At 73.5% G+C, this 19,206-nt stretch carries 19 protein-coding genes and 1 tRNA gene; 13 read left to right on the top strand and 7 right to left on the bottom strand.

All coding sequences use genetic code 11. The annotated features are described in order from the left end of the window. On the bottom strand, positions 1–266 hold a 266-nt coding region (locus ABD296_RS32975; RefSeq protein WP_344276257.1), incomplete at its 3' end, for a hypothetical protein. Between the two features lie 168 nt (positions 267–434). Here ABD296_RS32975 and ABD296_RS32970 point away from each other — a divergent pair. The 4 genes from ABD296_RS32970 to ABD296_RS32955 are packed head-to-tail and all read left to right on the top strand — an operon-like array spanning position 435 to position 4,595. Further along, a complete protein-coding gene (locus ABD296_RS32970; protein WP_344276254.1) occupies positions 435–1,259 on the top strand; it encodes an NUDIX hydrolase in 825 nt (274 codons plus the stop codon). Between the two features lie 7 nt (positions 1,260–1,266). After that, complete coding sequence (locus tag ABD296_RS32965; protein WP_344276251.1) at positions 1,267–2,307, top strand: serine/threonine-protein kinase; 1,041 nt, start codon at positions 1,267–1,269, stop codon at positions 2,305–2,307. Positions 2,308–2,319: 12 nt separating this feature from the next. Further along, positions 2,320–3,291: a hypothetical protein gene (locus ABD296_RS32960; protein ID WP_344276248.1), complete on the top strand. Its 972-nt coding sequence runs from the start codon at positions 2,320–2,322 to the stop codon at positions 3,289–3,291. A 14-nt stretch (positions 3,292–3,305) separates the two neighbouring features. Next, on the top strand, positions 3,306–4,595 hold the full coding sequence (locus tag ABD296_RS32955; protein ID WP_344276245.1) for an adenylosuccinate synthetase: 1,290 nt from the start codon (positions 3,306–3,308) through the stop codon (positions 4,593–4,595). Here the strand turns inward: ABD296_RS32955 and ABD296_RS32950 are convergent. Continuing rightward, a complete protein-coding gene (locus ABD296_RS32950; protein WP_344276242.1) occupies positions 4,550–6,049 on the bottom strand; it encodes a purine-cytosine permease family protein in 1,500 nt (499 codons plus the stop codon). The two genes, ABD296_RS32955 and ABD296_RS32950, sit on opposite strands and share 46 nt — an antisense overlap. Before the next feature lie 34 nt (positions 6,050–6,083). Continuing rightward, entirely contained in the window at positions 6,084–7,046 is a 963-nt protein-coding gene (locus ABD296_RS32945; protein ID WP_344276239.1) for an isopenicillin N synthase family dioxygenase, read from the bottom strand. A 251-nt stretch (positions 7,047–7,297) separates the two neighbouring features. Between ABD296_RS32945 and ABD296_RS32940 the strand changes: the two genes are divergently transcribed. From ABD296_RS32940 to ABD296_RS32930, 3 genes are all read left to right on the top strand, one after another. Next, positions 7,298–9,274, top strand: a complete 1,977-nt coding sequence (locus ABD296_RS32940; RefSeq protein ID WP_344276236.1) for a hypothetical protein — start codon at positions 7,298–7,300, stop codon at positions 9,272–9,274. A gap of 59 nt (positions 9,275–9,333) precedes the next feature. Then, a complete protein-coding gene (locus tag ABD296_RS32935) occupies positions 9,334–10,032 on the top strand; it encodes a 3-keto-5-aminohexanoate cleavage protein (protein ID WP_344276233.1) in 699 nt (232 codons plus the stop codon). Positions 10,033–10,180: 148 nt separating this feature from the next. Further along, on the top strand, positions 10,181–10,558 hold the full coding sequence (locus tag ABD296_RS32930) for an STAS domain-containing protein (protein WP_344276230.1): 378 nt from the start codon (positions 10,181–10,183) through the stop codon (positions 10,556–10,558). Between the two features lie 16 nt (positions 10,559–10,574). Here the strand turns inward: ABD296_RS32930 and ABD296_RS32925 are convergent, their stop codons facing one another. Together ABD296_RS32925 and ABD296_RS32920 are read right to left on the bottom strand one after the other, a co-directional pair. Then, positions 10,575–10,871 carry an MTH1187 family thiamine-binding protein gene (locus ABD296_RS32925; protein ID WP_344276227.1) on the bottom strand — a complete coding sequence of 99 codons (297 nt, stop codon included), beginning with the start codon at positions 10,869–10,871 and terminating at the stop codon, positions 10,575–10,577. Between the two features lie 14 nt (positions 10,872–10,885). Then, entirely contained in the window at positions 10,886–11,272 is a 387-nt protein-coding gene (locus ABD296_RS32920; protein WP_344276224.1) for a DUF7715 family protein, read from the bottom strand. Positions 11,273–11,340: 68 nt separating this feature from the next. On the opposite strand from ABD296_RS32920, the gene ABD296_RS32915 reads away from it, so the two are divergent. The 6 genes from ABD296_RS32915 to ABD296_RS32890 all read left to right on the top strand — a co-directional run bounded on the left by ABD296_RS32915 (position 11,341) and on the right by ABD296_RS32890 (position 17,163). Continuing rightward, the gene (locus ABD296_RS32915; RefSeq protein WP_344276221.1) at positions 11,341–12,114 is read left to right on the top strand and encodes an enoyl-CoA hydratase-related protein; all 774 of its coding nucleotides are present in this window, start codon (positions 11,341–11,343) and stop codon (positions 12,112–12,114) included. A 101-nt stretch (positions 12,115–12,215) separates the two neighbouring features. After that, a tRNA-Ile gene (locus tag ABD296_RS32910) sits at positions 12,216–12,289 on the top strand. A gap of 271 nt (positions 12,290–12,560) precedes the next feature. Further along, the gene (locus ABD296_RS32905) at positions 12,561–13,247 is read left to right on the top strand and encodes an LppX_LprAFG lipoprotein (RefSeq protein WP_344276218.1); all 687 of its coding nucleotides are present in this window, start codon (positions 12,561–12,563) and stop codon (positions 13,245–13,247) included. Next, positions 13,244–14,764, top strand: a complete 1,521-nt coding sequence (locus ABD296_RS32900) for an MFS transporter (RefSeq protein ID WP_344276215.1) — start codon at positions 13,244–13,246, stop codon at positions 14,762–14,764. Before ABD296_RS32905 ends, ABD296_RS32900 begins: the two co-directional genes overlap by 4 nt. Before the next feature lie 223 nt (positions 14,765–14,987). Continuing rightward, a complete protein-coding gene (locus tag ABD296_RS32895; RefSeq protein ID WP_344276212.1) occupies positions 14,988–16,388 on the top strand; it encodes a WS/DGAT/MGAT family O-acyltransferase in 1,401 nt (466 codons plus the stop codon). Positions 16,389–16,560: 172 nt separating this feature from the next. Then, positions 16,561–17,163, top strand: a complete 603-nt coding sequence (locus ABD296_RS32890; protein WP_455363870.1) for an Rv1733c family protein — start codon at positions 16,561–16,563, stop codon at positions 17,161–17,163. A 27-nt stretch (positions 17,164–17,190) separates the two neighbouring features. On the opposite strand, the gene ABD296_RS32885 is transcribed toward ABD296_RS32890, so the two are convergent. Both ABD296_RS32885 and ABD296_RS32880 read right to left on the bottom strand, forming a co-directional pair. Beyond that, positions 17,191–17,658, bottom strand: a complete 468-nt coding sequence (locus ABD296_RS32885) for a MarR family winged helix-turn-helix transcriptional regulator (RefSeq protein ID WP_344276206.1) — start codon at positions 17,656–17,658, stop codon at positions 17,191–17,193. Continuing rightward, positions 17,655–19,124: an MFS transporter gene (locus tag ABD296_RS32880; RefSeq protein ID WP_344276203.1), complete on the bottom strand. Its 1,470-nt coding sequence runs from the start codon at positions 19,122–19,124 to the stop codon at positions 17,655–17,657. The genes ABD296_RS32885 and ABD296_RS32880 overlap by 4 nt, the downstream gene beginning before the upstream one ends. Positions 19,125–19,206 lie beyond the last annotated feature (82 nt).

The following is a 19,206-nucleotide window of genomic DNA, read 5'->3' as shown; positions in this document are numbered from 1 at the left end:
GCGGTGAGCCGCACGGGGGTGAGCAGCACGGGGGTGAGCAGCACGGGGGTGAGCAGCACGGGGGTGAGCAGCACGGGGGTGAGCAGCACGGGGGCGAGCAGTACCGAGGCGAGCCGCCGCCCCGGCGGGAGCCCTATGCGGGCGGCCCCGCGCCGTACGGGCGTGCGGACGCCGCGGAACCGCCGGACGATCCGTACGCGCTCGACCCGGACGTGCCGAACCCGTTCGCGTCCGGTCCGGAGCCCCCCTACCCGGGCGGCCGCCACCGCCGCTGACGATCGTCCGTAGAGCGCCGTTTCCCCAGGTGGGGAGGCGGCGCTCTGCGCGTGCGCGGAAACCGGCTGGACATACCGCCCGCCCCGGGCTATGTTCTTCTCATATCGAGATGAACTCATACTGAGATTTACTCAGAGCGAGACCATGGAGCGGCACCGATGACCCCGGACCCGACGCGCGACGAGAGCGAGTTCCTCGCGAACTACGACCCGCGCGCCTACGACCCCGTCGCGGTGACCGTCGACGTCGTCGCCCTCACCATCCGGGACGGGTCGCTGCACGTCCTGCTCGTCCGCCGCGGCGGCGCGCCGTTCGAGGGGATGTGGGCGCTGCCCGGCGGCTTCGTCCACGCGGGCGGCCGGCGCGAGGCCGAGGACCTGCCGGACGCCGCCGTCCGCGAGCTGGCCGAGGAGACCGGGCTCAGCGCCAAGGGCGGCGTGCTCGGCCGCGTGCACCTGGAGCAGCTCGGCACCTACGGCTCCCCCGGCCGCGACCCGCGGATGCGGATCATCTCCGTCGCCTACCTGGCGTTCGCCCCCGAGCTCCCCGACCCCGAGGCGGGCGGCGACGCCGCCGACGCGGCCTGGGCGCCGGTGGGCGCGCTCGGCCTGACCGACTCCGGCGACCAGCGCCCCGGCACCACGCGGCGGCTCGCGTTCGACCACGCGCGGATCCTCTCCGACGGCCTGGAGCGGGCCCGCGGCAAGCTGGAGTACACCCCGCTCGCCACGGCGTTCTGCGGCGGCGAGTTCACCATCCCCGAGCTGCGCGCCGTCTACGAGGCGGTGTGGGGCGAGGAACTGCACGCCGGCAACTTCCACCGCAAGGTGCTGTCGGTCCCCGGCTTCGTGGAGAGCACCGGCGCCACGTCCGACAAGGGCGGCCGGCGCGGCGGCCCCCGGCCCCGGCTCTACCGCGCGGGCGACGCCCGCCTCCTGCACCCCGCCCTGCTGCGCCCCAGCCGCGAGGAAGAGATCAGGTGATCCTCCGATGAACGACGTGAACACCCGCGAGCTCGACGACGCGCTGGCCCGCCTCGCCCGCGCGCGCGTCCCCGCCGACCTGTTCGGCGAGGACGCCGCAGAGGCCGCGCGGCGCTACCGGCGGCTCGCCCGGCTCGTCCACCCGGACGCGACCGGCGGCCGGACGCGCGACGCGTTCGTCCGGCTGAACGCGTTGTGGCGCACCTACAACCGGTCCGATCCGGCCGTCGTCACCACCCGCCGGCATTCCTACCGCATCGCGGGCGACCCGGTCTCCGGCGACCTCGCCCGGCTGTACCGGGCCCGGACGGACGCCGCGCCGGGCGAGGTGCTGCTGAAGATGCCGTGCGACCCCCGCGACGGCGACCTGCTCGAACGCGAGGCCGTCGCGCTGCGCCAGCTCCCCAAGGACGGGGACGGGCGGTTCCTGCCGTACGTGCCGCGCCTGGTCGAGTCGTTCCAGCACCAGGACGCCGCGACGGGCGCGCGGCGGCGGTCGAACGCGATCGCCGCACTCGACGGCTTCCGCAGCCTGGCCGAGGTCAAGGCCGCCTTCCCCGGCGGCGTCGACCCGCGCGACGCGGCGTGGATGTGGCGGCGGCTGCTGGTCGCGCTCGGCTTCGCGCACCGGGCGGGCGTCCTGCACGGCGCGGTGCTGCCCGACCACGTCATGATCCACCCGGGGGAGCACGGTCTGGTCCTGGTCGACTGGTGCTATTCCGTGCCGGGGTGCTACGCGCACGCCGACCCGTCCGGGCGCGTCCCCGCGATGGTGGACCGCTACCGCGACCGGTACCCGCCGGAGGTGCCGGAGCGGCGTCCCGCGAGCCCGGCGACCGACATCTTCATGGCCACCCGATGCATGACCGACCTGATGGGCGACCAGGCGCCCAAGGCGCTGCGCGGGTTCGCGCGCGGCTGCCTGTTGTCCGCGCAGAACCGCCGCCCGTCCGACGCCTGGCGGCTGCTGGCCGAACTCGACGAGCTGCTCGAACGGCTCTACGGTCCCCGGCGCTTCCGCCCGTTCCACCTGCCCGTCACCCACTGAAGGAGAAGATCCATGGGAAGCGGAAACTGGTCCACCGACGTCTACGCGGCGCGGGCGAGCTATCGCGCGTCCACCGGCGCCAGCGCGTTCGCCTACAACGACGGGGGCGCCACCACCGTCCACCCCGACCTCGACCCGAAGGGCGTGAGCGCCCGGGAGAGCCGGGACTCCGACGACCACCCCGCGTCGCTGGCGATCGGCGTGCTGTTCGACGTGACCGGCTCGATGGGCGGCGTGCCGCGCACCCTGCAGACCAAGCTGCCCGACCTGCTCGGCCTGCTGCTGCGCAAGGGGTACGCCGAGGACCCGCACATCCTGTTCGGCGCGGTCGGCGACGCGACCTGCGACCGGGCGCCGCTGCAGATCGGGCAGTTCGAGGCCGACAACCGGATGGACGACGGCCTCGGCAAGATCCTGCTGGAGGGCGGGGGCGGCGGCCAGATGCGCGAGTCCTACGAGCTGGCGATGTACTTCATGGCGCGGCACACCTCGATCGACTGCTTCGAGAAGCGCGGCAAGCGCGGCTACCTGTTCATGATCGGCGACGAGCTGGCGTACCCGAAGATCAAGCGCCGCGAGGTCGCCAAGGTCATCGGCGACGACCTGGAGCGCGACCTGCCCATCGAGGACGTGCTGCGCGAGCTCCAGCGGATGTACGAGGTGTACTTCATCATCCCCGAGGGCGCCTACCACTCCGGCAGCCGCGAGCTGAAGGACTTCTGGCAGGGGCTGCTCGGCCAGCACGTCCTCTACCTGGACGATCTCGACGCGGTGTGCGAGACGATCGCGCTGACCGTCGGGCTCGCCGAGGACGCCATCGACCTGGACGAGGGCCTCGACCACCTGGCCGAGGCCGGCTCGGACGCGGCCGCGTCGGTGTCGCGGGCGCTGGCCCGGCTGGACGCGTCGCGCGCGCCGGTCGCGGTGGCGGCGACGCCGCCCGGCCTGGACGCGTCGGGCTCCTCCGGCACGACCAGGCTCTGAGGGCGGGAACCGCGATGGGGCACGTCATCGTCGTCGACCTCGGGTTCGGGGACGCGGGCAAGGGCACGGTCGTCGACCACCTCTGCCGCACGTCACCGGTCGCCGCGGTCGTCCGGTTCAACGGGGGCGCGCAGGCGGCGCACAACGTCGTGACGGACGACGGGCGGCACCACACGTTCGCCCAGTTCGGCTCGGGGACGTTCACGCCGGGCGTGCGGACCCACCTGTCGCGGTTCATGCTGGTCGACCCCCTCTCCCTCGCCGCCGAGGCCGACCACCTGCGTTCGCTCGGCGTCGCCGACGCGCTCGACCGGCTGACCGTCGACCGGGACGCCCTGCTGACGACGCCGTACCACCGGGCCGCCAACCGCGCGCGGGAACGGGCGCGCGGCGCGGCCCGGCACGGATCGTGCGGCATGGGCATCGGGGAGACCGCGTCCTACGCGCTCACCCACGACGACGCGCCACGCGCGGGCGACTGCCTGTCGCCCGCACGGCTGCGGCACCGGCTCACCGCTCTTCACAACTGGTACCGCGAGACGTTCCCGTCCGGCGAGGGCGTGCCGGACGTCGACGACTGCGCCGACGCGTTCACCGCGTTCGGCGGGCGCGTCCGGATTGTCGGCGGCGGGCACCTGCACGGCCTGCTCCGGTCCGGCGACGTGGTGTTCGAGGGCGCGCAGGGCGTCCTGCTGGACGAGTGGCACGGCTTCCACCCGTACACGACCTGGTCGACCACCACGTTCGCCAACGCCGAGACGCTGCTGGCCGAGGCGGGCGCGTCGGCGGCGCGGCTCGGCGTCCTGCGGACGTACGCGACGCGCCACGGTCCCGGCCCGTTCGTCACCGAGGACGCGGCGCTGACCGCCACGCTCCCCGACCCGCACAACGGCACCGGCCCGTGGCAGGGCGCGTTCCGTGCCGGCCATCTCGACGCCGTCGCCCTCCGGTACGCGCTGGACGTCACCGGCGGCATGGACGGCCTGGCGGTCACGCATCTGGACGTCGCGGGGGCGCGTCCCGATCTGCGCGTCTGCCTGGCCTACGACCTGCCCGACGGGCGGGTGGAGCGGCTGCCGTCCGGCGGGGGCGACCTGGACCTGGACCGCCAGGCCGCCCTCACCGGACGGCTGCTGAAAGCGCGGCCGGTGTACGCGCCGCTGGGCCGCCGTCCGGTCGAGACGATCGAGGACGCGCTCGGCGCCCCGGTCGTGCTGACCTCGCACGGCCCGGCGGCGTCGGCGAAGCGCGCCACCCGTCAGCCGTTCTCGCGGAACCCCGGCACCTTGCGCAGGACCGCATAGAGCAGCGCCGCCAGGACGAACCCGACCGCGAACGTGATGTCGCCGAAGGACGGGTGGTGGCTCGGCACGATCCCGACGTACTTCTCCTGGTTGGAGAACAGCCACACCGACACCACGACGGCGACCGCCATCGCCGCGGGCCCGGCCCAGCTGCGGCGCCGGACGTCGAACACCATCGCGTCCACCCGCGCGTCCGCGTCCCGCGCCGTCCAGACCCCGCGTCGCAGCACCAGATCGGCCAGCACCACGCCCAGCCAGGGCCCGATCCAGTACGCGATGACCAGCAGGAACGCCTCGTAGTCGTGGCCGGCGTCGTCCAGCCCGAAGTAGGCGACGACGAGCCCGACCGCGCCGAACGCCCCGGCGACCAGCGCGCGCTGCAGCCGCACCGGCAGCGGCAGCCGGATCCCCGTCGCGACGAACGACATCGACCCGGAGTAGATGTTGATCGCGTTGGCGCCGACCGCGCCGATCGCGATGACCAGCAGGGTGAGGTTCGCGACGAGCGAGGGCAGGTGCCCGGTGAACGCGCCGGTCGGGTCGGCGAGCGCCTTGCCGCCGAGCGTCGCCGACGCCGCGCCGACGATCTGCAGGACGGTGCATCCGGCGAAGACGCCGAGCCCCGCCCACAGGCCGGCGGCCCGCGGGCTCGCCGTGGACGGCAGATAGCGGGTGTAGTCGGCCGCGTAGGGGTTCCAGCCCGCCGCGTAGCCGAAGCTCGCGCCGACCACGATGAGGAACGCGCCGATCCCGCCCGTCCCGGCGCCGTCCGGGGCGGGAGCGCCGACGTCCGCCTTCGCCAGGATGATCACCGAGGCGATGCCGAACACCACCGCCAGCACCGGGAACGCGTACCGCTCGTAGGCGTGCACGAGGTTGTGCCCGAAGAACGCGACGCCCGCCTGCAGCGCGACCACGATCGCCAGGCACAGCGGCTTCGGCATCCCGGTCAGCGTGTTGAGCGCCAGCGACCCGCTGACGCTGTTCACCGCGAACCAGCCGACGCCGCCCGCCACCGAGTTGATCGCGGACGGCAGCATGTTGCCGCGGTGCCCGAACGGCACCCGGCCGAGCACCATCTCCGGCACCCCGTAGCGGGGGCCGCGCGCCGACAGGACCGCGTGCGTCGCCGAGCCGAGCAGCGTGCCGGCCACGATCGCGGCGGTGGCCTGCCAGAACGTCAGCCCGAACGCGGCGACCGCGAGCACGCCGAGGAACACCGTCGCGAACTCCAGGTTCGGCGACGTCCAGGTCCACAGCAGGTCGAGCGGCCGGCCGTGCCGCTGGCCGAGGGGGATGAAGCCGGCGCCGCCCGGCTCGACGGCGGCGATCCGGGCGCCGTAGTCGCCCTCGCGGACGACGACGCCCTCGGGCGCGCCTTCCCGTGTCGCTGATTCCGACGAAGTCGGAAGGGGGGTGTGGGGGGTCGTCCCCCCTCGAGAGGATTCCGTCATGGGGGGACCTTTCAACTGTTCAGGCGAAGCGCGTTCAGGCGAGGGTGATGGCGTCGAGGCGTTCGAGGAGGAAGTCGTGCGCGCGCACGGCCGCGCCGCCGGCGGTGCGGCCGACGGGCGGGGCGAGCGGCTCGACGCGGGCGTCCGGGTCGCACTCGTAGAAGAAGATCAGCGACACGAGCTCCTCGTCCGGGGCGCTCGTGTCCGGTGGCAGGACGCGGTGCCGGTTGGACTTCCAGCGGCCGCCGGTCCAGTGGGCGAGCAGGTCGCCGACGTTGATGGTGAAGGAGTCCTCGACCCACGGGGCGTCCACCCAGCCGGCCTCCTCGGAGTGCACCTGCAGGCCGCCCACCCCGTCCTGCCGGTCCAGGACCGTGACGGTGCCGAAGTCGGTGTGCGGGCCGATCCGGAACTGGCCGGGCTCCGGCTCCCCCAGCTGCGACAGCGGCGGGTAGCGGTTGATGTTCAGCGTGAAGGACGGGTGCAGGGCGTGCGCGGTGAAGAAGCCGGACGGCAGGCCGAGCGCGACCGCGCACAGCGCGAGCAGATCGTCCGACAGCCGCTTCATCCGGGCCAGGTAGCGCGTCAGCAGCGCCTCCAGCTCCGGGACCTCGCCCGGCCACACGTTCGGCAGGAACCACTCGGCGTCGAAGAACGGGTCGCCGATCGGGCGGTCCGCGCCGACCGCGAACGTCTCCTTCAGGTCCGGCGGCGTCGCGGTGCCCTCGGCGTACCCGTTGGCCTCGACGCCGGGCGGCAGCCAGCCGCGCTCCCCCACGGTCGCCGCGTACCGCTGCTTGGCCTCCGGCGGCAGCGCGAAGAACCGCTTGGCGGCGGCGCGGATCGCGTCCCGGTCCGCGGCGGGCACCCCGTGCCCGGTGACCACCAGGAAGCCGATCTCGCTCAGCGCGGCGTCGACCCGCGCGGCGACGGCGGCGCGGTCGCGCTCGCCGCCGTGGAACCAGGGGGCGAGGTCGATGATCGGGACGGCTTTCATGGAACGGTCCTTTCCCGGCGGGTGCGGCGCTGCGCTCACTATCGCTTGCGATCAAGGCCGGATCACCCCCCGAAACGGACATGAAACCGTCACTTCACGAGATTTAACCTGGCCGGAACATGCGATGACGAACGCCCCCCGGAAGGCGCGCCGGACGGCCTCCGGGTGGCCGGCATCGGACGCCCATTGACCGCGGGTCGCGGTGAGACCAAGATCTCCCCGAATGCCGCGGATCTCCCCGGAGGTGGACGATGCGTGCCCTGTCCCTGCGCGCCCTCTCGGCGGGCGCCGCTCTGGTCCTGTCCGCGGCCCTGCTCGCCGCGACGCCGGCGTCCGCCGACACCGCGACCGCGGGCGGGACCGACGACGGATGCGACCCGATCGACCCGGCGTCGTGCCTGCTGCCGTTCCCGAGCAACTGGTACACCAAGGGCGACCCGCACACCGCCACCGGTCTGCGCGTGAACATGACCACGACGCTGAAGAACGCGCTCGGCCTGCCCGTCTCGCCGGACGCGTGGAACCAGGCGGACGGCTTCTCTCCCGGCTCCGACCTGCTCGCCCGCGTCCCCGGCGTGGACCTGGCGCGCAGCGGCGCCGCGCCCGTCACCGACATCGGCGCGTCGCTGAAGCCGGACGCGCCGATCGTCCTCGTCGACACCGCGACCGGGCAGCGCTGGCCGTACTGGGCGGAACTGGACGCCAACGCGCCGGACGACCGCAAGGCGCTGATCGTCCGGCCCGCGAAGAACCTCGTCGAGGGCCACCACTACGCGGTCGCGCTGCGGAACCTGCGCGACGCGTCCGGGAACCTCCTGAAGCCGAACGCGGCGTTCAGCAAGGTCCTCGGCCCGGCGCTGCCGTCCACCGACCCGCTCTACGCGCGACAGAAGGCCGAGAAGGAGGTCCTCGCCGACCTCGCCAGGCGCGGCGTCGGCGCGACCGGCCTTTACCTGGCCTGGGACTTCACCGTCGCCAGCGCGCAGAGCATCGCCGGGCCGATGCTGCACATCCGCGACGACGCGCTCCGCAAGCTCGGGAACAGGTCGCCCTCGTTCCTGGTCACGAAGGTGACGAACGACGTCGACGACAAGATCGCCCGCGAGGTGAAGGGCGTCGTGTGGGCACCGAGTTACCTCGACCAGTACGGCGGCCTCCCCGGATCGGCGTTCCACTACGGCAAGGACGGGCTCCCGTCGCAACTGCCCGGTAACAGCCAGGCGGTCCCGTTCCAGTGCGAGATCCCGAAGGCCGCGTTCGGAAAACCGGCGAACCCCGCGCTGTACGGGCACGGCCTGCTCGGCAGCGAGGGCGAGGTCGACGTCGGGAACGTCAAGGCGATGGCCGCCGAGCACGACTTCGTGTTCTGCGCGACCAAGTGGATCGGCATGTCCGACGAGGACGTCCCCAACGTCATCTCCGCGCTCGCCGACATCACCCGGTTCCGCACCGTCGCCGACCGCCTCCAGCAGAGCATGCTGAACTTCATGTTCCTCGGCCGCGCGATGACCCGCGGCTTCACCGGTGACAAGGCCTTCCAGGACACGTCGGGCAAGCCGCTGATCGCGCCGGGCGCGCCGCTCACCTACGACGGCAACAGCCAGGGCGGCATCATGGGCGGCGCGCTCACCGCCGTCTCCCCCGACCTGCACCGCTCCGTCCTCGGCGTCCCCGCGATGAACTACAGCACGCTGCTCAACCGCAGCGCCGACTTCCCGCAGTACGCCAAGGTGCTCGACCTGTTCTACCCGGACAAGCTCGACCAGCAGATCGGCCTCTCGCTGATCCAGATGCTCTGGGACCGCGGCGAGGCCGACGGCTACGCCTGGCACATGACCGACGACCCGTACCCGGGCACGCCGAAGCACCAGGTGCTGATGCACGTCGCCTTCGGCGACCACCAGGTCGCGACCGTCGCCGCCGAGGTCGAGGCCCGCACGATCGGCGCCCGGATCCACGCCCCGACCGTCCGGCCGGGACGCAGCCTCGACACGGTGCCGTACTGGGGCATCCCGACGTTCGGCGCGTCCACCGGCGGGTCGGCGATGGTCGTGTGGGACAGCGGCTCGCCCGCGCCGCCGACTACCAACACGCCGCCCACCGAGGGCCGCGACCCGCACTCCGACCCGCGCGGCAACGCCGACGCCCGGAAGCAGAAGGCGATCTTCCTGACCACCGGGCGGACCGTCGACGTCTGCGCCGGCGGCCCCTGCGTGATCACCCCCTGACCGGCGCCCGGAGGACGCCCCGCACAGAGGTGCCGATCGGCGGCTGGGAGAATCAGAACATGCTTCAGGTCTGCCCGAACGGGACGCGGACCGCCGGGGTCCCGGTCACGCCGGACGAGATCGCGACGGCCGTGCGCGCCGCGGTCGACGTCGGCGCGCAGGACGTCCACCTGCATCCCCGCGACGGCGCCGGCGCCGACACCCTGGACCCCGTCCACGTCGCCGCCGCGCTGTCCGCCGTCCGCGAGGCCGCGCCGGGCGTGCCCGTCGGCGTCACCACCGGCGCCTGGACCGCCGCCGGCCCCGCCGAGCGCGCGGCGCTGATCCGGTCGTGGACGGTCCTGCCCGACCACGCGTCGGTCAACTTCCACGAGGACGGCGCCGAACTCGTCGCCGGGACCCTCCTGGACCGCGGCGTCGCCGTCGAGGCCGGGATCTTCTCCGGCACCGAGGCCGCCGGCCGCTTTCTGAGCTGGCCCCGCGCCCGCGAGGTGCTGCGCGTCCTCGCCGAGGTCACCGACACCGGTGCCGAGTCCTCGGTCGAGACCGCGAAGGACCTCCTGCACGCGCTCGGCACCGGCCACGGCCGCCCGGTCCTGCTGCACGGCGAGGACGGCGGCGCCTGGCCCGTCCTGCGGCTCGCCGTCCGCTTCAACCTCGACACCCGCATCGGCCTGGAGGACGTCCTCACCCTGCCGGACGGCACCGCCGCCGACAACACCGCCCTCGTCCAGACGGCCAGGATGCTGATGACCTGAGCCTTCGCCCGTGCCGCCCCGCTCACCCGGCCGGACGGATCGGAACGAACAGGAACGGGCCAATGGCGGGCAACGGCTTGGCAACCTTGCGTGCTCGCGCGATGCTTTTAAGTCACCGGACAGGCCGGCTCAACGGACTGGGGGCACCGTGAAGGACACCGCCGTCGCCATGGTCGTCATCGAGCACGAGCGGCACACCACCGTGCTGCTGACCGGGGAGATGGACCGGGTGTCCGCCCCCGCCGTCCGGGCGCGGCTGCTGGACTTCGCCGCCCGCCCCCTCGTCCTGGACGTCGCGGGCGTCTCCTTCTTCGACGCCGAGGGCATGCGCGCCGTGTCGCACTGCGCCCGCCGCTGCGAGGACAACGGCGCCGCCCTCGCGGTCGTCGGCGCCCGCCCCTTCGCCCAGCGCATGTTCCGCGTCCTCGGCCTCGACGACCGCGTCCCCCTGTGCTCCTCGATGGACGAGGCCCTCTGGTGCGCCCTCCCGCGCACCGACGACGAGATCGCCGCCTGGCTCGCCTAGCGGCGCCGGCCGGCGCTCAGCCCTCCGACAGGTACCGCTCGACGGTCTCCACCTTCGCGTCCATCGCACCCGTCACCCCGGGCCGCACGTCGGCCTTCACCACCAGGCTCACCCGCGGCGCCCGCGCCGCCACCGCGTCCGTGGCGGCCTTCACCACCGCCATCACCTCGTCCCACTCCCCCTCCACCGTGGTGAACATCGCGTCGGTGCGGTTCGGCAGGCCGCTGGCCCGCACCACCCGCACCGCCTCCGCGACCAGTTCACCGACGTCCTCACCCGTGCCGAGCGGCGTCACCGAGAACGCGACGAGCACAACGCACCTCCTGATCAGGGCTGCACGACCTGCCTGACCACGATCTCATTCAGCCGCCGCTCCACGATCGCCCCCACCGGCCAGTCGCGCACCAGGCAGCGCAGCAGCGCCGCGTCGTGCTCGGCGAACGACGGGTCGCACCCCTGCTGCTCCAGGCTGGAGCGGATCGCCTCCACATAGTCCTCGCCGGTGAACCCCGGCACGTCCCGCACCATCGCCGTCGTCGTCGCACGGTGCGAGTTCAGCCCGGCGAACGAGCGGCCGCACCCGCAGCCGCCGTCCGGGTCGTCCCGGTCACGGGCGCACACCACGCCGATGTGCACCAGCTCGCCCTCGACGCACCAGTCGAAATCGTTGTCGCGCAAACCTTGGCCGACGTTGGTGGCAGTGAGCAGCTTCAAGGCCGTACCCCCTCGGCGTCCGTGGACGAACCCACGGTACGACGAGGGTCTGACGTAACGTCGGAAGCATGAGCGAAGCCGATGACGTCCTCCTCAGCCGCGACGGCGACTTCACCACCATCACCATGAACCGCCCGCGGCGCCGCAACGCCCTGTCCCGGACCTTCCTCCTGCAGCTCACGGACGCCTTCACCGAGACCGCCGGCACCGACGCCCGCGGCGTCGTCCTCGCCGCCAACGGCCCCGTCTTCTCCGCCGGGCACGACTTCGCCGACATGGCCAGCGCCTCCCACGCCGACGTCCGCGACCTGCTGCGCGTCTGCACCGCCCTCATGCAGACGATCCAGTCCGTCCCCCAGGTCGTGGTCGCGCGCGTGCACGGCCTCGCCACCGCCGCCGGCTGCCAGCTCGTCGCGTCCTGCGACCTCGCCGTCGCCGCCGAGAGCGCCGCGTTCGCCGCCCCCGGCGGCAAGGGCGGCTGGTTCTGCCACACCCCCCTCGTCGCGATCTCCCGAAACATCGGCCGCAAACGCGCCGCCGAGATGGCCCTCACCGGCGACACCGTCGACGCCGCCACCGCCGCCGACTGGGGCCTCGTCAACTACGCCGTCCCCGACGGCGAGCTCGACAAGGCCACCCTCGCCCTCCTCCAGCGCGCCACCCAGGGCAGCCCCCGCAGCAAGGCCCTCGGCAAACAGGCCATGTACGCCCAGCTCGACCGCCCCGAAGCCGACGCCTACACCTACGCCGTCGAAGTGATGGCCGCCTCCAGCCAAACCCCCGAAGCCCAGGAGGGCATGCACGCCTTCCTGGGCAAACGCCGACCCACCTGGCCCGCCTGACCCGCACCCCGCGACTTCCCGGTGGCCCCCGCCGACGCCCCGCCGCTAAGATGACAACCGGCACGCCCCCGACCACGCGTCACCGACGGGGCGCCGCCTCCGGGGTGGTAGCTCAGCTGGTCAGAGCAGGAGACTCATAATCTCCCGGTCGCGGGTTCGAGTCCCGCCCGCCCTACGGGCGTCATGTTCGGCGGCCTTCGGCCGCCTTCCCGCCAACCTGCTGTCCTTCTGGGGGGCGACCCCCAGACCCCCGATGTGGGGGCTCCGCCCCCACGCCCCTTGCCGGTACAGGTCCGTCCGTCGGTACCGGGCCGCCGGCGGTACAAGGTTCATCTACGGGCACTGCGGCTGACCTGTGCCGGTTGAGCGGGTCCCTCTGGAGGACGAGGGCGAGTCAGACCTGGTACCGAGTGACGGCTGAGGTGACCGGTCGGTAGGGTCCGCGTATGTCCAGACGAATCCTCGGTCTCGTCCCGCTGTCCCTCGTGCTGCTGGCCGGTGCGTGCGGTGGGGGCGGCGGATCCGACAAGCCGGCGCCGAAGGCGAACTTCGACGGGGCGCAGACCCTCAAGCGGTCGGCCGGCGCCATGGCGGGCCTGAAGAGCGTCGCGTTCACGGTGGCGTCCGACGGCAAGACGCCGATCATGGTCAAGGGCGGCGACATGAAGCTGCTCCGGGACGGTGACGCGCAGGGGACGCTGACGCTGGAGCAGTCGGGCCAGAACGTCGAGGCGAAGGTCGTCGCGAAGGGCGACGCGTTCTACCTGGACGCCGGGACGGGCGGCTGGCGGAAGCTGCCGAAGTCGATGGCGTCGGCGGTGTACGACCCGTCGGCGGTGCTCGACCCGAACCGGGGCATCTCCAAGCTGCTGACCTCGATGCGGGCGCCGAAGGCCGAGGCCGTGGAGAAGGTGGACGGCAAGGAGGCCTACCGGGTCGGGGCGACGCTGCCGCAGGACCAGGTCGGCGGGCTGATCCCCGGCATCGACGACGACCTCGCCGGGCAGGTGTGGGTGAGCAAGGCCGACGGGCGGCTGCTGAAGGTGCGGGGCGCGTTCCCGAAGGGGCAGGGCGCGGTGGTGATCACGTTCACCGGCTTCAACGCCCCCTACAAGATCAGCGCACCGAAGTGACCGCCCGGCGCGGGATCGCGATCGGGGCCGGCGGCGCGGTGGTGCTGCTGGCCGCGCTGGACGCCTATGTCGTCACGACGATCCTGATGCCGGTGGTGAAGGACCTGCACGTCCCGGTCAACCGGCTGGAGCGGATCACGCCGGTGCTGACCGGGTTCCTGCTCGGGTACGTGGCGGCGATGCCGCTGCTCGGGCAGCTGTCCGACCGGTTCGGGCGGCGGCCGCTGCTGCAGGCCTGCCTGGTCTTCTTCGCGGCCGGGTCGGTGGTGACGGCGCTGGCGCAGGACGTGCCGGCGCTGACGGCGGGGCGGGTCGTCCAGGGGGTGGCGGGCGGTGCGCTGCTGCCGGTGACGATGGCGCTGGCCGGGGACCTGTGGGACGAGCGGCGGCGTCCGGTGGTGCTGGGCGCGGTGGGCGCGGCGCAGGAGCTCGGCAGCGTGCTCGGGCCGCTGTACGGGGCGGGGATCGCGGCGACACTGGAGTGGCGCGCGATCTTCTGGATCAACGTGCCGCTGGCGGCGATCGCGATCGTGGCGGTGCAGTTCACCGTGCCGGGCGGTCGGCCGCAGGGGCCGCGTCCCGGCGTGGACGTGGTGGGCGGGCTGCTGCTGGCGGCGGGGTTGGCGCTGCTGGTGTCGGGCGTCTACAACCCGGATCCGGAGAAGTCGGCGCTGCCGTCGTGGGGGCTGCCGGTGATGGTCGCGGGCGCGGTCGTGCTCGCGGTGTTCGTGGTGTGGGAGGTCAGGGCCCGGACGCGGCTGCTGGATCTGAGCGGGGTGCGGCGCGGGCCGCTGCTGGCGACGCTGGGCGTGAGCTTCCTGTCGGGGGCGGCGCTGATGGTGACGCTGGTGGACGTGGTGCTGGTCGCCCAGACCGTGCTGAACAAGACCGAGACCGAGGGCGCGCTGCTGCTGACGCGGTTCCTGGTGGCGCTGCCGGTCGCCGCGGTGGCCGGGGGGATCATCGCGCGGCGGGTCGGCGAGCGGTGGCCGATGGCCGCGGGGATGGCCGTCTCCGCCGTCGGTTACGTGCTGATCGCGGGGTGGCCCGCGGACCTGGCGAACGCGTCGTACGGCCCGCTGCCGCGGATGGACGTCGATCTCGTGGTGACGGGGCTCGGGCTGGGCCTGGTGATCGCGCCGGTGTCGTCGGCGGTGCTGGCGTTCGTGCCGGCCGCGCGGCACGGCGTCGCGTCGGCGGCGGTGGTGGTCGCGCGGATGATGGGGATGCTGCTGGGGATCTCGGCGCTCTCGGCGTGGGGGTTCCACCGGTTCCACGTGCTGACGGCGCATCTGCAGCCGCCGCTGCCGATGCTGATGTCGAAGGCGGAGTTCGCGAAGGAGTGGGCGGTGTACAAGGCGGCGCTGCGGGACGCGCTGCGCGCCGAGTACCGGGAGATCTTCTGGATCACGGCCGGGATGTGCGTGCTGGGCGCGGTGCTGGCGCTGGCGGCCGGCGCGCGGCGGGACGGCGCGGAGCCGTCACCGGAGCCGGAGGAGAGCCTGGCCGCGCGCTGACCTCGCGTTTCGCCAAGGAATCAAGGGCCGGAAGAGATGTGGCCGGATGTGGCCATGCTCGGATGCCACCCCGCTCACACCGGGCACATTCGCCCCGTTATTCGCGCGGCGCGCGGTTAGCGTGACTTGCTCCGCCGCCTGCGCCCCGCCGGCCGGCCCGGTGGCGCGCATCCCCCCGACCCGCGCAACACGGCAGAAAGACGGTGAGCCCCCCGTGCATCGCATGAGCGGACTGGACGCCAGCTTCTACCTCCTGGAGGACGAGAACACGCCCCTGCACGTCGCCTCGGTGGTCGTGTTCGAGGGCCCGGCGCCCTCGTACGGCGACGTCGTCAGGACGATCGCCGCCAAGCTCCCGCTCGTCCCCCGGTACCGGCAGCGCGTGCGAGGTGTCCCGCTGCACCTCGGCAGGCCCGTCTGGGTGGACGATCCGCATTTCAACATCCTCTACCACGTCCGGCACACCGCCCTCCCGGCGCCCGGCAACGACGAGCAGCTGCGCAACCTGTCCGGGCGGGTGCTCGCGCAGCGCCTCGACCCGGCCAAGCCGCTGTGGGAGATCTGGCTGGTCGAGGGCCTGACCGACGGGCGCTGGGCGCTGATCGCGAAGGTGCACCACTGCATGGTGGACGGCATCGCCGGCATGGACCTGGCGACCGTGCTGTTCGACCTGTCCCCCGAGTTCGAGCAGCCGCGCGAGGGCGAGCCGTGGGAACCGGCCGCCGAGCCGTCCGACCTGACGCTGCTGGCCGACGCCGCGAGGCGCACCGTCACCCGGCCGCTGCGCCAGCTCACGGACGTGGCGCGCAGCGCGGGCGCCGTCCGGGAGGCGCACCGGCTGCGCACGTTCGCGTCCGGCCTGACCCGCGCCACGGCCCGCCTCGCGAGCCCGTCGGCGGGCTCCCTGAACGGCCCGATCTGTCCGCACCGGCGCTGGTGCTGGCAGCGGGTGCCGCTGGACGAGGTGAAGGCGGTCCGCAAAGCGCTCGGCGGGACGGTCAACGACATCGTCCTGACCGCCGTGTCCGCCGGATACCGCGACCTGCTGAACGCGCGCGGGCGGCTGGAGGACGACACCGTCGTGCGGACGGCGGTGCCGGTGTCGCACCGGGGCGCCGACGAGCGCGGCGAGCTGAACAACCGGGTCGCGGCGGTGTTCGTGAACCTGCCGGTGGGCGTGGACGACCCGCTGGAGCGGCTGCGCCGCGTCCGCGAGCAGACCGACGACGTCAAGCGCAGCAACCAGGCGGCGGGGACGCAGGCGATCACCCGGCTGACCGACACGGCCGTGGCGCCGGCCCTGCTGTCGCTGGCCGCGCGGATCCCGGTGCGGTTGCGCCAGGACATCGTCCAGACGGTCACGACGAACGTCCCCGGCCCGGACTTCCCGCTGTACGTGATGGGGCGCAGGGTCCTGGAGATGCACCCGTACGTGCCGCTGACCGGCGGCATCCGGGTCGCGACCGCGATCGTCTCCTATTGCGGGACGCTCCATTTCGGGATCACCGGCGATTTCGACGCGATGCCCGATCTGGACGTGCTGTCCAAGGGCGTGCAGGGCGGGCTGGACGAGCTCATGCGGGCGGCGGCCGACGCCCGCGGCGCGGCGCCGCAGGGCCGCTGACCCCCGCCGAGGCGATGGCCGGATCCGGCCATCGCCTCGGCATCCCCCGCCCCAGCTGGGAAAGGATTCGGGCACCGGTCATGTGCCGATCATCGAACTCGGGAATATCCTGGGAAAAGAAGAAGGTCCAGGACCTCTTGCCGGGTGGGCACACTCCCGGGAGGTGACGCAGATGCGCGGGTCCGGCATCGGCCAGGGAGGCGGGCCGCTCGTCAGGCTGCGCCGCAGGTGCGGCTGGGAGCACAACGAGCTGCGCCGCCGCATCGACCGCGTCCAGCGGCTGATCGGCCTCGGCCTGCTCCTGCTTCTGATCGGCCTGGCGCCGCCGCTGGCCCTGTGGGCCGGCACGTGGTCCTACCAGGCGGGCAGCGGCGCCGAACGCGCGGAGCGGGCGCACCGCCACCAGGTGGTCGCCACCGTGGTCTCGACCGGCGGCATCGGGTCGTCCGGCGACCGCTACATCCACGAGACGGTGCAGGCGCAATGGCCGGGCGCCGACGGGTCGATCCGCACCGGCACCCTGCCCAGCTGGAAGAAGGCCGAGGTCGGCGCGCACCGGACGATCTGGATCGACGCGAAGGGCGAGCCGACGGTGCGTCCGCGCCCGCACAGCCGCACGATCACCGACGCGGCCTACGCCGCCACGGCCGCGGTCCTCGGCGTCGCGACACCGGTGCTGCTGGCCTACGTGCTCGTCCGCCGCCGCTGCGACCGCCACCGCGACGCGCTGTGGGAGGCCGACTGGGCCCGCATGGACGCCGCCGGCCAGCGCTGAGGCGCCAGGGCGGGCGGGGAGCCGGGCCTAGTGGTCCTCGACCAGGCGGGCGGCCACGCGGTCGAGGACGGCCAGGTCCTCCGGCGGGAGCTCGTAGAGGGCGGCCGGCGGGGTGCCGAGGATGCGCTCGGCCTCGGCGGCGGCCACGCGCCCGGCGTCGGTGACGGTCACGAGCTTGGAGCGCCGGTCGGCGGGGTTCGCGGCCCGCTCGACGAACCCGCGCTCGACCAGGTCGTCCACCACGAGGGTGATGTAGGGGCGGTCGGTGACGAGCAGGTCGGCGAGGCCGCGCAGGGTGAGCGGCTCCGGCGCGGCGGCCAGCCGGCGCAGCACCTTGGTCCGGAAGAAGCTCATCCCGAGCGCCTCGGTGACCTCGGCGCGCCGGTCGCCCCGCTCCTGCATCAGCGTCCACAGGTTGCGCCAGACGCGGCGGGCGCGATCCGGCTCGGTGCCGTCCGCCGGCCGGGCCGCGGCGCCGGGGCCGGGCTGGTTCATCGGGTGGTCGCTCCCGTCACGTGGCGTCCGCCGGAGGCCGGCTCGGCGGTCTCGAACAGCGCGGCCGTCCGCTCGCCGCTGCGGGCGGCGCGGCGGCCGGTGGTGACCGCGCCGAGCACCAGCACGGCGGCGGCGCAGCCGGCCAGCACCCAGTATGCCGGGCGCGCGGCGTCCACGAAGCCCGCACCGCCGGACCGGCCGCCGGACGTGCCGGCCGCCAGCACCGCGCCGATCACCGCGACGCCGAGCGCGTTGCCGATCTGCCGGCTGGTCGAGGCGATCGCGGCGGCGACGCCGGCCTGCGCGCGCGGCATCCCGGACACCGCGGTGTTGGTGATCGGCGAGTTGACCATGCCGAACCCGATGCCGAACAGCACGTAGGCGAGGAACAGCGTGACGTTGCGGGTCTCGGCGTCGAAAACCGCCATGAGCAGGGCGCTGGCGAGCGTGGCGGCGCCGGCGATGACCAGCGGAAGGCGCGGGCCGCGGCTGCCGACCAGGCGTCCCGACAGCGGCGCGAACACCGCGCTCATCGCGGCCATCGGCAGCAGGTAGAGGCCGGCGTGCAGGGCCGACAGCCCGCGGACGTCCTGCAGGTAGAGGGCGTTGAGGAACATGAAGCCGCCGAACGCGGCGAACATCGACACCGCGATCACGGTCGCCCCGGTGAACGGGACGCTGCGGAAGAAGCGCAGGTCGATCAGCGGTTCGGGGGCGCGCAGCGCGTGCCGGACGAACCCGGCCAGCGACAGCGCGGCGGCGAGCGCGGCGCCGAGGACGGCGGGGTCGCCCCAGCCGCGGCCGGGCCCCTCGATGATCGCGTACGTCAGGGCGCCGAGCAGCACGATCATGAAGACCTGGCCGGCCGGGTCGGCGCGGCGCGGCCGCTCGGCCCGCGACTCGGGCACGAACACGGCGGTCAGCGCGAGCGCGGCGAGGCCGATCGGCACGTTCAGCCAGAAGATCGAGCGCCAGCCGACGGAGTCGACCAGCACGCCGCCGACCAGCGGGCCCATCGCCATGCTGAGCCCGACGACGGCGCCCCACACGCCGATGGCGCGGGCGCGCTCGCGGGGCTCGGTGAACACGTTGGTGATGATCGACATGGCGACCGGGTTGAGCATCGAGCCGCCGACGGCCTGCACGACGCGGGCGGCGACGAGCCAGCCGAGCGACGGGGCGAGGCTGCACAGCACCGAGCCGAGCACGAACAGCGCGAGCCCGGTCTGGAAGACGCGGCGGCGGCCGATCCGGTCGGCGGTGGAGCCGGCGAGGATCAGCAGGGAGGCGAGCACGATGAGGTAGGCGTCGATGGTCCACTGCAGGCCGGACACCGAGCTGTGGAACTCGCGCCGCAGCGTGGGCAGCGCGACGTTGAGGATGGTGTTGTCCAGGCTGACGATGAGCAGGCTCATGCAGCAGATGGCCAGCACCAGCATCCGGCGGCGGGGGGTGAGGTCGGTCAAGCGGGCTCCAATCGTTGTACCCCTATAACCGTTATAAGCGTACAACTATTTCTGGATGCCGCCCGACATTCCGCTCGTGTCC

This window comes from Actinomadura napierensis (assembly GCF_039529375.1).
Lineage (GTDB): Bacteria > Actinomycetota > Actinomycetes > Streptosporangiales > Streptosporangiaceae > Spirillospora > Spirillospora napierensis.
The sequence above is the reverse complement of the archived record's forward strand: the minus strand, read 5'-3'. Positions and strand labels throughout refer to the sequence as shown.